Source organism: Micromonospora sp. NPDC047644 (genome assembly GCF_040704315.1).
Classification (GTDB): domain Bacteria; phylum Actinomycetota; class Actinomycetes; order Mycobacteriales; family Micromonosporaceae; genus Micromonospora.
In genome coordinates this window covers 90,284-102,978 of sequence record NZ_JBEYSY010000017.1, presented here as the reverse complement: position 1 = coordinate 102,978, position 12,695 = coordinate 90,284, and the positions used below count along the sequence as shown (strand labels likewise).

Below are 12,695 nucleotides of genomic sequence, written 5' to 3'. Positions count from 1 at the left end.
CTCCTCTGCCGTACGGTGTGCGCGAAGCCTGCAAAACCTTGCCAATGGCCGGCGCTGTGGTCAAGCGCGGACCCCGGCAGCATTTTCGGGACGGCCATCCCACATGCTGGGGTAACGCAATGTTTGCAAAAGCTCACTTTGCACACACGCGTGACCACTCTGGAGTTACATGCCCTGTTCAGGGGCTTGCGGAAATGAAGGTATCAGTTGACCGGATCACGGGATGCGCTCCGTCCGACCGTTTCCTACCTCACTGCGGCTTCCCAAACACGATCATCTCTGATGAAATCGCGGCCGTGCCGCGCGTGGTCCCCTCCGCTTACGGCATGGCTCGGCGGCTCAGGCGGGGAAGAAACGACGGAGGCGATGTCGTGAGCACCGGACCGACGACCCTGCCCGCGCTCGGTGATAGCAGTCGGCCCGCGCGCCGGCGGATGCCGAGACTGCGTGACGCCCGGATCCGGTCCAAGTTGGCGTTGATTCTGGTCGTCCCGGTGGCGGCGGTGATCGCGCTGGCCACGGTCCGCCTGATCTCCGTCGGCGAGGGCGCGTTCGACGCCACCCAGGCCCGGTCACTGACGGCCCTCTCCGTCGACGTCAGCGCCCTCACCCAGGACCTCCAGTCCGAACGGATGGCAGCGGCCGCCTACCTCGCCGCTCCGCAGCAGCCGGCGGACGCGTACAACCTGCGGGTCCGCCAGACGCAGCAGCGAGTGGACGAGTACCGCGCCGAGCGGGGCCGGATCGGCGACGTGCCGGCCGCCCTGCGGGACCGGCTGACCGCCATCGACGACCACCTGGCCACCCTGGACGGCACCCGTCAGGAGGTGTTGGACCGCCGGCAGATGGCGGTCGCCGAGGCGGTGCTCCGCTACGGAGTCATCCTCACCGACCTGGTCTCCTACGGTGACGGTCTGGCCCAGCTGCCCGGCTCGGAGAGCCTGGCGGACAGCCGCCGTGCGGTCGCCGCCTTCGCCCGCGCCAAGGCATCCGTCGCCGAGGAAGAGGCCGTCGCCTTCACCGCGCTGACGGCCGGCCAGCTCGACTCGGAGCAGTTCTCGTCCTTCGTGGCAACGTTGACCGGTCAGCAGGAGGCGCTGGTCGCCTTCTCGCTGGCCGCCGACCCGGTGCAGCGCGCACTGGTCGACAGCACCGTCTCCGGCGACGCCGTCGGCCTGGCCGACCGGGTGGCCACCGACATCACCCGCTCGGTCGGGCAGCGCCCACTGGTCACCGCTCAGGACGCCACCGCTGCTATCGGCGCCGTCAACGACCTGATGCGCTGGGCCGAGATCCAACTGCAGGACCGACTGCTCCAGCAGGCAGACCAGGCCCGCTCGGACGTCATCCGGCAGGCGGTGGTCGAGTCGATCCTGGTGCTGTTGACCCTGATCATCGCCATCTCGCTGGCCGTGGTGCTGGCCCGCTCGCTCAACCACTCGCTGCGCCGACTGCGCGAGGGCGCGCTCTCGGTGGCCAACCACGACCTGCCCGACGCCGTGCAGCGGCTGCAGACCATGGGCAGCGTGGGTGACGGCGGGGTGGACGAGATCGTCCGCCAGGTCCGGGACCCGATCCAGTTGAACAGCCGCGACGAGGTCGGTCAGGTGGCGCTGGCCTTCAACGTCGTACACCGGGAGGCGGTGCGGGTCGCCGCCGAACAGGCGGCACTGCGTACCAGCGTCTCGGCGATGTTCCTCAACCTGGCCCGCCGCAGTCAGACCCTGGTCGACCGGATGATCGGCGAGCTGGACGCGATCGAGCGCGGCGAGGAGGACCCGAAGCGACTCGCGCAGCTCTTCGAACTGGACCACCTGGCCACTCGAATGCGCCGCAACGACGAGAACCTGCTCGTCCTGGCCGGCGCCGACTCCGCCGCGCCGCGTCACGACGACGCGTTGGTGGTGGACGTGCTGCGCGCCGCCCAGTCCGAGGTCGAGCTCTACAACCGCATCGAGTTCGGCACCGTGGACACCGACATCTCGGTGGCCGCGCACGCGGTGAACGACGTGGTACGCCTCGTCGCCGAGCTGCTCGACAACGCCACCCGGTTCTCACCACCGAACACCACTGTGGTCGCCGACGGCCGCCGGATCCGTGACTACGTGCTGATCCAGATCGAGGACCGCGGGCTCGGCCTCACCGACGACCAGCTCGACTCGCTCAACCGGCGGCTCGCCGCCCCGCCGAGCGTGGACGTCGCCGCGTTCCGACTGATGGGTCTGGCCGTGGTGAGCCGGCTCGCCTCCCGCTACGGCATCCGGGTGGAGTTGCGCCGCAACGTCGAGGGCGGCACCGTCGCCCAGGTGACGTTGCCCGCCGCCACCGTGGTGCTGCCCAGCAACCGGGGCCGCGAGCAGGTGCTCACCCGACCGCGTCAGCCGATGGCGGTGGAGCAGTCGCCGCTCTCCTCGGCCGGCCACGCCGAGCAGTTCGCCGGCGCTGCCACGACGGCGGCCACGCTGCCCGACCAGTGGCGGACCAGCACGCCGGCACCCGCACAGTGGCAGTCGCCGCTGGACTCGCGGGACACCACCCCGGCCGTACACGCCGGTGGCTACACCGGGCCGCGCTCGACGATGCCGCCGGCACCCGCCGCACCCGCCGCACCCGCCGCTCCCGCGCCCGCCGCCCCGCTGCCGCCGGCCCGGCCGGCCTACAACAGCGGTGCGGGCGCCTCGCTGGGCAGCCCGACGGTGGCGTACCCGACGGTCGACCCACTGCCTCGGCGTGGCTCCACCGCGGACACCCCGGACGGGCGTGGATCCCAGGGCCTCCCGGTCGGGCCGGTCGCCGGGCCGGCCGCGGTGGCGCCGCCGGCCGCTCCGTCGGTGCCGGCCGCGCCGGTCAGCACCCGGCCGGACTTCCCGGCCGAGGCTCCGATCTTCCGGGAGATGGAGGCGGTCTGGTTCCGGTCGCACGGCGACGACGCCACCGCGATCTTCACCCGGCCCAACTTCGACGAGCCGCCCGCGCCCGCCACCACCCCGGCGGCCGACGCCGGCCTGCGCACCGGCAACGGCGGCCAGCCGAACACCGCAACGGTGCCGGCCGCAGCGCCGGCCCGACCGAAACTGCCGACCCGTACCCCGGGCAGCACCGACGGCACAGCCGCGCTGGGCGACGGCCCCGGCGCCACAATGGACGGGTTCGGGACACGTCCGTCGGCACCGCCGACGTACACCCCGCCCCCGGCCGCCCCGACGGCTCCGCCCGCACCCGCACCCGACCCGGCCGCATGGCGTACGGCGGCGGACGAGGGCTGGTCCCGGGCCAGCCGGGCTGCCGAGCCGGCTCCCGCCGGCACCACCCGCTCCGGGTTGCCCAAGCGGGTGCCGCAGCAACAGCTCGTGCCGGGTGGCATCGAACCGAAGAGCGGCCGGGACCGCAGCCGGCGGACCCCGGACGAAGTACGGGGTCTGCTGTCGGCCTACCACCGCGGCGTGCAGCGCGGTCGGACGGCCGGAACGGACCTGAACAGCACCTCGACCAAGGAGAGCCGATGAACAGGCCAGCTGCCATGCAGGACATGGGTTGGCTGCTCACCAACTTCGCCGACAGCGTGGCGGGTATCGCCCACGTGGTGGCGGTGTCCGCAGACGGGCTGTTGCTCGCGTCGTCCCGGGATCTGCCGGGGGACCGGGCCGACCAGCTCGCCGCGATCACCTCCGGGGTGGTGAGCCTGACCGAGGGCGCGGCCCGGATGTTCAGCGCGGGCGGGGTGTTGCAGACAGTCATCGAGATGGACAGCGGGTACCTCTTCCTGATGTCGATCAGCGACGGCTCCTCGATGGCCGTGCTGGCCGCGCGCAGCTGCGACGTGGGCCAGGTGGGCTACGAGATGGCGCTGCTGGTCGAGCGGGTGGGTGCCGCGCTGGTGCCGCTGCCGCGCGACGCGGTGCGCTCCTAGCACCGGAAGGCGGTGCTCGCTTCGAGCGCCGGACCAGGGACGAGAGGCGGCGCAGTCCGGCTCGGTAGGGGACGAGGAGGTGATCGGGAATGGACCAACGACGCGCTGACCCGCGTGGCGCGCTGGTGCGTCCGTACGCGGTCACCCGTGGTCGTACCGAGCCCCGGCAGGACATCGCTCTCGAGGCCGTCCTGACCGCCTCTCCCACCCAGGTCGCCGAGTCCCGCTTCGCCGGGCACGACAAGCACCGAATCGCCACGGTCTGTGAGGGCCGAGCACAGTCGCTGGCGGAGATCGCCGCGTATACCCGGATGCCGCTGGGCGTCGCCCGGGTGTTGGTCGCCGACATGGTGGCCGAGAGCCTGCTGACGTTACACACTGCTGCTCCCGCCGAGGGGTTCGAGGAGCGGATGGAACTGCTTGGAAGGGTGCTAAGTGGACTTCGCAGGCTATGACCCCGCAGGGGGGCGGCCGGGCCGGGGAATCGTCTCCGCGAAGATCGTCGTCGCGGGCGGCTTCGGCGTCGGTAAGACGACACTGGTCGGGGCGATCTCCGAGATCACACCGCTGACCACCGAGGCGTTGATGACCGCGGCGGGTGTCGGCATCGACGACCCGTCCAAGGTGCCGGGCAAGGAGACCACAACGGTCGCCATGGACTTCGGCCGGATCACCATGGCCCAGGACCTGATCCTGTACCTCTTCGGTACACCGGGTCAGACGCGGTTCTGGTTCATGTGGGACGAGATCATCCGGGGGGCGGTGGGTGCCGCCGTGCTGGTGGACACCCGCCGGATCACCGACGCCTTCGCCCCGCTGGACTACTTCGAGAACCGCAACCTGCCGTACGTGGTGGCGCTGAACAAGTTCGACGGCGCACCGCAGTACGAGGCCGAGGAGGTCCGCGAAGCGCTGGCCATCTCGCCGCAGGTGCCCCTGGTGATGACCGACGCCCGGCAGCGGGACTCGGTCAAGCAGGTGCTGGTGACGGTGGTCGAGCACGCCATGCTGCGGCTCCAGTCCGAGCACGGGCGGGGCTTCCCGACGCCGGTCGGCTGAGACGTCGCGTCACGGCCGGCACGCGACGGCCGGCCGTGACGTGTTCAGCGGCCGGTGGCACTGCCCCCGGGTCGACCGGGGACCTCGCACGCCCTAGTCGACCCGCAGCCGATAGCCGCGCTTCACCACGGTCTGCACCACCCGGGGCGCGCGCAGGCCGGCCCGGAGCCGGGCGACGGCCATCTCGACGGCGTGCTCGTCCGCGCCCCGGGGCAGGGTCCTCAGCAACGCCGTGCGGGACAACACCCGACCCGGGGTCTGGGCCAGCGCCCGCAGCACCGCCATCGGCGCGGGCGCGAGCGGCCGCAGCTCGCCGTCGATCACCGCGGCGTGCCCGCGCAACGTGAGCAGGTGCCCGGCGGCCTTGAACGTCACGGTCCGGCGCGGCAGCTCGTCGACGATGGTCCGCACCAGCGCGCCCAACCGGGCCCGGCCGGGCGCGCTCACCGGCACCCCGCGCCGCAGCAGCGGCTCGGCGGTCACCGCCCCGACGCAGCTGGCCAGCACGTCGCTGCGCAACGCCGACAGCACCGCGTCGGTACGGTCACCGGCAGCCCGTAGCAACGCCTCGGCCGCCGGCGCCGAAGTGAACGTCACCGCGTCCACCAGCCGACCGGCGATCAGGTCGATCAGCCGGTGCAGTGGCGCCGGATCGGTCGGCGGCGCCCAGCGGTAGACCGGCACCTCGATGACCGTGGCGCCCGCCGCCTCCAGCGCGAGCGTGCACTCGGGTTGCCGCTCGCCGTGCAGTTGCATGGCGATGACCTGCCCGGCCACGCCGCGCCGGCGCAGGTGGTCGACCACCTCGTCGCAGCTCTCCGAGGCGGGCGACCACTGGTCGTGCAGCCCGGCGGCCCGGATCGCGCCGCGTGCCTTCGGGCCGCGCGCCACCACGTACGAGCTGGCCAGCACGGAGCGCAGTGGCTCGGCCAGCCCCCAGCCCTCGGCCGCCTCCAACCAGCCGCGCATGCCGATGCCGGTGTTCGCCATCAGGATGTCCGGCGGCTGGTCGAGGCAGGCGCGGGTCGCCTCGCGCAGCTCGGTGTCGTCGGAGAGCGGCACGATCCGCAGCGCCGGGGCGAGCACCACCCGGGCACCCCGGCGTTCGAGCAGCGCGGCCAACTCGTCGCGCCGCCGGTCGGCGGTCACCCCGATGGTGAATCCCGCCAGTTCTTCGCGCATCAACCCTCCTGTCGCAGCCGCACCTCGACCAGCCCGTCGCGGCACCGTGCGTCGTGTCGGGCCACCGCCACACCGGGCAGGTCGAGGCAGTGCCCGGTGCGCAGGTCGTACACCTGCTTGTGCAGCGGTGACGCGACGGTCGGCACTCCGCCACGGCTGCCGACGATGCCCCGGGACAGCACGTACGCCCCGGAGACAGGATCGCGGTTGTCGATAGCGAACAGCTCGTCGGCGGTCCGGAAGAGAGCGATCTGTGCCCCGTCGACCAGGGCGGCGACGCCCCGGTCCGGTTCCAACCGGTCGACCTGGCAGACGGTGGTCCAGGTCAGCGTGAGGGTCTGGGTCATCGCCGTACCTCCGGTAGGCCGAGGGTGACCGGTTGCCGACGGTGACCGTTGGTCGGCTCGGATCCGGTCGGGGACTGGTCGCGTACGGGAACCGGCTGGCCGCGTTCCCGGATGAAGGTGATCGACGGGTCGGGTACGTCGGGGGCGTTGACGAAGGAGGTGTAGCGGCGCAGCCGATCCGGGTCGTCCAGGACGTCGCGCCACTCGTCCGAGTAGGACGAGACGTGTCGGGCCATCGCCGCGTCGAGGTCCGCGCAGAGCCCGAGTGAGTCGTCGACGATCACCGAGCGCAGGTGGTCCAGGCCACCGTCCATCGCCTCGATCCAGCCGGCGGTGCGTTGCAGCCGGTCGGCGGTGCGGATGTAGTAGATGAGGAACCTGTCGATCAGCCTGATCAGGGCGTCGGTGGTCAGGTCGGTGGCGAACAGGTCGGCGTGGCGGGGTCGGAAGCCGCCGTTGCCGCCGACGTAGAGATTCCAGCCGGTCCCGGTGGCGATGATGCCGAAGTCCTTGCTGCGCGCCTCCGCGCACTCCCGGGCGCATCCGGAGACCGCCGACTTCAGCTTGTGCGGAGCACGCAGCCCGCGATAGCGCAGCTCCAGCGCGACGGCCAGCCCCACCGAGTCCTGCACCCCGTACCGGCACCAGGTCTCGCCCACGCACGACTTCACCGTGCGCAGAGCCTTGCCGTACGCGTGCCCGGACTCGAAGCCGGCGTCGACCAGCCGCCGCCAGATCTGCGGCAGTTGCTCCACCCGCGCCCCGAACAGGTCGATCCGCTGCCCACCGGTGATCTTTGTGTAGAGCTGGAAGTCCCGGGCGACCTCGCCGATCACGATCAGCTTCTCCGGGGTGATCTCGCCGCCCGGTATCCGGGGCACCACCGAGTAGCTGCCGTCGCGTTGCAGGTTGGCCAGGAAGTGGTCGTTGGTGTCCTGCAACGACGCCTGTTCGCCGTCGAGCACGTGCCCGCTGCCCAGCGAGGCGAGGATGGACGCCACCACCGGTTTGCAGATGTCGCAGCCGCGGCCTCGACCGTGCTCGGCGACCAGTCGGGAGAAGGTGCGGATGCCGCGAACGCGGACGATCTCGAACAGCTCCCGCCGGCTGACGTCGAAGTGCTCGCAGAGCGCGCTGGACTGCGCCACCCCGGCCGCGTCCAGGAGCTGCTTCAGCATCGGCACGCAGGAGCCGCAGCTGGTGCCGGCCCGGGTGCACGCCTTCAACGCCGGCACGTCCGCGCAACCGTCGGCGATGGCGGCGTCCACGTCGCCCCGGGTCACCGCGTTGCAGGAGCAGACCTGCGCGGCGGCGGGCAGCGCCCCGGCGTCCGCGCCGCCGCCGTCCGGGGCGAGCAGCGCCAACGGCGCGGCCGGCAGCGGGCCGCCCACACTGGCCCGCAGCGTCGGGTACGCGCTGGCGTCACCCACCAGCACCCCGCCGAGCAGTGTGTGCGCGTCGTCGGAGAGGACCAGCTTCGCGTAGACCCGGGTGGCCGGGTCGGTGAACGTGACGTCCAGGCAGCCCTCGGTCGCGCCGTGGGCGTCGCCGAACGAGGCCACGTCGACGCCGAGCAGCTTGAGTTTGGTCGCGGTGTCCGCGCCGGGGAAGGTCGCCGCGCCGCCGACCAGCCGATCGGCCACCACCTCGGCCGTCGCATACCCCGGCGCGACCAGACCGTGGCAGGTGCCGTCGACCGCCGCGCACTCTCCGACGGCCCAGATCCGCTCGTCGGCGGTACGACAGGTCGCGTCGACCAGCACCCCGCCGCGCGGGCCCAGCGGCAGACCGGCGTCCCGGGCCAACTGGTCCCGGGGTCGGATGCCGGCGGCCACCACCACCAGCTCGGCGTCGAGGGCGGTGCCGTCGGACATTTCCAGGGCCGCGACGCCGCCGTCCGGGCCGGGCCGGATCGCTGTGGTCGCCACCCCGAGATGGGTCCGTACGCCCAGTTCCTCGACGTAGCGGCGGAGCATCGCGCCGCCGGCCTGGTCCACCTGCACCGGCATCAGCCGGGGCGCGAACTCGACCACGTCGGTGCTCAGGCCGAGCAGTCGCAGGGCATTGGCGGCCTCCAGGCCGAGCAGCCCACCACCGATCACCGCGCCGACCCGTCGGCCCCGCGCGTACGCCCGGATGGCCGCCAGGTCGTCCAGGGTCCGGTAGACGAAGACCCCGGGCAGCTCCGTGCCGGCCACCGGCGGCACGAACGCGTACGACCCGGTGGCCAGCACCAGCGCGTCGTAGCGGTATTCGCCGACGGCGGTGGTCACCACCTGGCGGTCCCGGTCGACGGCGGTGGCCGGCTCGCCGAGGCGCAGCCGCACCCCGTCGTGCGGGGTGTGCAGGTTGAGGTCGCTCTCACTGACCCCGTCGAAGTACGCCGAGAGCCGCACCCGGTCGTACGCCGGGCGCCCCTCCTCGGCCAGCACCGTCACCCGCCAGCCGCCCTGCGGGTCACGGGCGCGCAACGCGTCGACGAAACGCTGCCCGACCATGCCGTTGCCGATGACGACCAGTTCGCCGCCGCTCATCGCGTCACCTCCACCGATTCCGCCTGGCTCAGCCAGTCGACGATGCCGCTCACCGCGTCCCGGCATCCGCCGCACCCGGTGCCGGCCCGGGTCGCGGCCACCACCGCATCGACCGTCCGGGCACCGGAGCGCCAGCTTCTGACCAGTGCGCCCTTGCTCACCGTGTTGCACTGACAGACCGTGGCCGCGTCCGGCATCAGCGCCGGTGAGGCGGCCGGCGTCGCGCCGACCGTGCCGAGCGCCCGGCCGAGCAGCAGCGCCCGGCGGTCACTCGGCACCGGCTGACCACGGTCGAAGAGTTGGATCACCGTGCCGACCGCCGGGTTGTCGCCGAGCAGGATCGCGCCGATCAGCCGCTCGTCCCGGATCCGCAACCGGGCGTAGGTGCCCCGGGTCGGGTCGGCGAACGTCAACTCCTCGCCCGGCCCGCCACTGGCCGCGTCCCCCATCGAGGCCAGGTCGATCCCGGCGGCCTTCAGCCGGGTCACCACCGGCCGGGGCCGGTAGCGGGCCAGTGGGTCCGTGCCGGTCAGCACGTCCGCGAGCACCTGAGCCTGGGCCCAGGCGGGCGCGACCAGCCCGGTGAGCACGCCGTCGTGCTCGGCGCAGTCGCCGATCGCCGAGATGGACCGGTCGCTGGTGCGCAGCCGGTCGTCCACCACCACGCCGCGCCGCACGGTCAGGCCGGCGGCCTGCGCGAGGGCGGTGTCCGGGCGTACGCCACAGGAGAGCACCAGCAGGTCGGCGCGGAGCGTCCGGCCGTCGGCCAGGTCGAGGCGGACGCCACTGTCGTCCGCGACCACGCCGGTCGCCGAGACCCCCAGTTGGACGCTGACGCCGAAACCGGCCAGCGTGCCCGCGAGCACCGCCCCGGCGGTCGGGTCCAGTTGCCGTTCCATCAGGTGTTCTCGCGGGTGCACGACGGTGGTGGCCAGCCCTCGGGTGGCCAGCCCTCGGGCGGCTTCCAGGCCGAGCAACCCGCCGCCGAGCACCAGCGCGCTGCGGGCGCCCTCCGCCGCGGCGAGGATCCGCCGGCAGTCGTCCAGGGTCCGGAAGGGGACCACCTGCTCCGGCAGGTTCGCCGGGTCGAGGCCGGGCAGCGGCGGCACCACCGCACGGGCACCGGTGGCGAGCACCAGATGGTCGTACCCGATCCGTTCGCCGTCGCCGGTGCGGACCTCCCGGGCGGACCTGTCGACGGCGGTCACCGGTACGCCGCTGCGCAGGTCGACGCCGTGCCCGGCGGCTTCGGTCAGCTCCACGTCCGGCTCGTCGATCCGGCCGGCCAGCAGGGTGGAGAGCAGGATCCGGTTGTACGCGCGGTGGGGCTCGGCCCCGAGCACCGTGACCTTCCGGTCTCCCTCCCGGGCGTGCAGCTCACCGGCGAGGCGTGCGCCCGCCATCCCGTTGCCGACGATGACCACCCGCGCGGTCATGCCTTCTCCACCCGGACCGCGCAGATCTTGAACTCGGGCATCCCGGAGATCGGGTCCACCGCGTCGTTCGTCACCGAGTTGGCGCGTCCCGCCCCCGCGTAGTGGAACGGGGCGAACACCGTGTCGGGTCGGATCCCGGCGCTGAGCCGGGCCGGCGCGCGGAACTCGCCCCGGCGTGAGGTGACCCGCACCGGGTCGCCGTCGTCGATGCCGAGCCGGGTGGCCAGGTCGGGGTGCAGTTCGACGAACGCCTCCGGTGCGGCGCGCCGCAGCGCGGCCACCCGCCGGGTCTGGGTGCCCGACTGGTACTGCGCCAGCACCCGACCGGTGGTGAAGTGCAGCGGGTACGTGGCGCAGACCTCCTCGGCGGCCGGCCGATGGTCGACGGCGTGGAAGCGGGCCCGGCCGTCCGGGGTGGCGAACGACTTGGCGAAGAGCCGGGGGGTGTCCGGCCCGTCCTCGGTCGCGCACGGCCAGTAGACCCCGTCGTCGGCGTCGATCCGGTCCCAACTGATGCCGGCGTAGTCGGCGGCCCCACCGGCGGACGCGCGGCGCAGCTCGGCGAAGACGACAGCCGGGTCGGCCGGGAACCGGGCCCCCGCCACGACTTCCGGTCGCGTGTCGGCTGGTCCGGGGCTCGCTGACGCGGCGGGTGCTGGTGTGTTGTCGGCCGGTGGGGCGGTGGGCGCCTCGGTGGCTACCAGCCGCGCCGCCAGTTCGGAGATGATGGCGAGATCGGTGCGGACGCCCGGCGGGGGAGGCCGGAGCGCGCGCCGACGCAGCACCCGACCTTCCAGGTTGGTCATGGTGCCGTCCTCCTCGGCCCACTGCGCGGTGGGCAGCACCACGTCCGCCAGCGCGGCCGTCTCGGAGAGCAGCAGGTCCGCGACGACAAGCAGGTCGAGGTCGCGCAGCCGGCCCTCGATGCGGGCCGCCCGGGGTGCCGAGACCACCGGGTTCGACCCGAACACCAGCAACGCGCGCGGGCCACCAGGGGTGCCGAGCGAGTCGAGCAGTTTGTAGGCGGGCACTCCCGGGCCGGGCAGGTCGTCGGCCGGCACGCCCCAGACCCCGGCCACGTGCTCGCGGGCCGCCGGGTCGTCGATCCGCCGGTAACCGGGGAGCTGGTCGGCCTTCTGCCCGTGCTCCCGCCCGCCCTGGCCGTTGCCCTGGCCGGTGAGGCAGCCGTACCCCGAACCGTCGCGGCCGGGCAGACCGAGGGCGAGGGCGAGATTGACGTACGCGGTGACGGTGTCCACCCCCTTGGCGTGCTGCTCGGCGCCGCGCGCGGTCAGGATGATCACGCGACCGCCGGTGCCCAGCGCTCGGGCGGTCGCCTCCAGGTCGGCAACCGGCACCCCGCAGAGCTGTTCCGCGCGGGCCGGCCACCAGGCGGCGACGCCTCGGCGGACCGCGTCGAACCCGGTGGTGCGGTCGGCCACGTAGGCCCGGTCGACCCAACCTTCGGTGAGAGCGATGTGCAGCAGCGCGTTGGCCACCGCGAGGTCGGTGCCGGGTAGCGGTTGCAGGTGCAGGTCAGCCTGGCGGGCGGTGGCGGTGACCCGGGGGTCGACGACGATCAGTTTCCCGCCGTTGCGGCGTTGGTCGGTGAGCCAGCGCACCAGCGGCGGCATGGTCTCCGCCGGGTTCGCTCCGACCAGCAGCAGGGTGTCGGCCCGGCCCAGGTCGGCGAGGGGGAACGGCAGCCCGCGGTCGATGCCGAAGGCCCGCATCCCGGCGGCTGCCGCCGAGGACATGCAGAACCGTCCGTTGTAGTCGATGTGCCTGGTGCGCAGCCCGATCCGCGCGAACTTCCCCAACGCGTACGCCTTCTCGTTGGTCAGGCCGCCACCGCCGAAGACGGCGACCGCGTCCCGGCCGGCGTCGTCCTGAACGGCGCGGATGCCGGCGACCACCCGGTCGAGCGCGGTGTCCCAACTCGCCGGGTGCAGGTCGCCGGTGGCCGCGTCGCGCACCAGCGGAGTGGTCAGCCGATCCGGGTGGTCGAGTAGTTCGGCGGCGGTCCACCCCTTCTGGCAGAGCCCGCCCCGGTTGGTGGGGAACTGGCGTGGGTGGACCGTCACACCGGTGTCGTCCGCGCGCAGCGTCATCCCGCACTGCAGTGCGCAGTACGGGCAGTGCGTCGCCACTTCCCGGGGCGTCAGCCCCGGTGGAGTCGCCGACCGTGCACCGTCTGTCATGTCGGGAAAGCGTGCCGCCGGGCGGT

The 12,695-nt window shown here is 73.1% G+C and carries 9 protein-coding genes; 4 read left to right on the top strand and 5 right to left on the bottom strand.

The window, feature by feature from the left end; translation table 11 throughout:
- Positions 1 to 371: 371 nt before the first annotated feature.
- The 4 genes from AB0877_RS26090 (at position 372) to AB0877_RS26075 (ending at position 4,969) form a co-directional block, all read left to right on the top strand.
- Positions 372 to 3,506 (top strand): sensor histidine kinase, encoded by a 3,135-nt coding sequence (locus AB0877_RS26090; protein ID WP_366612146.1) that lies wholly within the window; start codon positions 372 to 374, stop codon positions 3,504 to 3,506.
- Complete coding sequence (locus AB0877_RS26085) at positions 3,503 to 3,910, top strand: roadblock/LC7 domain-containing protein (protein ID WP_007465177.1); 408 nt, start codon at positions 3,503 to 3,505, stop codon at positions 3,908 to 3,910. The genes AB0877_RS26090 and AB0877_RS26085 overlap by 4 nt, the downstream gene beginning before the upstream one ends.
- Positions 3,911 to 3,999: 89 nt before the next feature.
- Entirely contained in the window at positions 4,000 to 4,365 is a 366-nt protein-coding gene (locus AB0877_RS26080) for a DUF742 domain-containing protein (protein WP_007465174.1), read from the top strand.
- The gene (locus tag AB0877_RS26075) at positions 4,346 to 4,969 is read left to right on the top strand and encodes an ATP/GTP-binding protein (RefSeq protein ID WP_030329978.1); all 624 of its coding nucleotides are present in this window, start codon (positions 4,346 to 4,348) and stop codon (positions 4,967 to 4,969) included. Before AB0877_RS26080 ends, AB0877_RS26075 begins: the two co-directional genes overlap by 20 nt.
- A gap of 93 nt (positions 4,970 to 5,062) precedes the next feature.
- Here the strand turns inward: AB0877_RS26075 and AB0877_RS26070 are convergent, their stop codons facing one another.
- The 5 genes from AB0877_RS26070 to AB0877_RS26050 are packed head-to-tail and all read right to left on the bottom strand — an operon-like array spanning position 5,063 to position 12,669.
- Entirely contained in the window at positions 5,063 to 6,151 is a 1,089-nt protein-coding gene (locus tag AB0877_RS26070; RefSeq protein WP_366612144.1) for a uroporphyrinogen-III synthase, read from the bottom strand.
- A complete protein-coding gene (nirD, locus tag AB0877_RS26065) occupies positions 6,151 to 6,498 on the bottom strand; it encodes a nitrite reductase small subunit NirD (RefSeq protein WP_366612143.1) in 348 nt (115 codons plus the stop codon). Before nirD ends, AB0877_RS26070 begins: the two co-directional genes overlap by 1 nt.
- Positions 6,495 to 9,032: a nitrite reductase large subunit NirB gene (gene nirB / locus AB0877_RS26060; RefSeq protein ID WP_366612141.1), complete on the bottom strand. Its 2,538-nt coding sequence runs from the start codon at positions 9,030 to 9,032 to the stop codon at positions 6,495 to 6,497. The genes nirD and nirB overlap by 4 nt, the downstream gene beginning before the upstream one ends.
- Positions 9,029 to 10,468 (bottom strand): FAD-dependent oxidoreductase, encoded by a 1,440-nt coding sequence (locus tag AB0877_RS26055; RefSeq protein WP_366612139.1) that lies wholly within the window; start codon positions 10,466 to 10,468, stop codon positions 9,029 to 9,031. Before AB0877_RS26055 ends, nirB begins: the two co-directional genes overlap by 4 nt.
- A complete protein-coding gene (locus tag AB0877_RS26050; RefSeq protein ID WP_366612137.1) occupies positions 10,465 to 12,669 on the bottom strand; it encodes a molybdopterin oxidoreductase family protein in 2,205 nt (734 codons plus the stop codon). The genes AB0877_RS26055 and AB0877_RS26050 overlap by 4 nt, the downstream gene beginning before the upstream one ends.
- Positions 12,670 to 12,695 lie beyond the last annotated feature (26 nt).

Coding starts and splice junctions, on each gene's coding strand:
- AB0877_RS26070 (WP_366612144.1), bottom strand. CDS start 6,151: ATGCGCGAAGAACTGGCGGGATTCACCATCGGGGTGACCGCCGACCGG.
- AB0877_RS26080 (WP_007465174.1), top strand. CDS start 4,000: ATGGACCAACGACGCGCTGACCCGCGTGGCGCGCTGGTGCGTCCGTAC.
- AB0877_RS26050 (WP_366612137.1), bottom strand. CDS start 12,669: ATGACAGACGGTGCACGGTCGGCGACTCCACCGGGGCTGACGCCCCGG.
- nirD (WP_366612143.1), bottom strand. CDS start 6,498: ATGACCCAGACCCTCACGCTGACCTGGACCACCGTCTGCCAGGTCGAC.
- AB0877_RS26085 (WP_007465177.1), top strand. CDS start 3,503: ATGAACAGGCCAGCTGCCATGCAGGACATGGGTTGGCTGCTCACCAAC.
- nirB (WP_366612141.1), bottom strand. CDS start 9,032: ATGAGCGGCGGCGAACTGGTCGTCATCGGCAACGGCATGGTCGGGCAG.
- AB0877_RS26055 (WP_366612139.1), bottom strand. CDS start 10,468: ATGACCGCGCGGGTGGTCATCGTCGGCAACGGGATGGCGGGCGCACGC.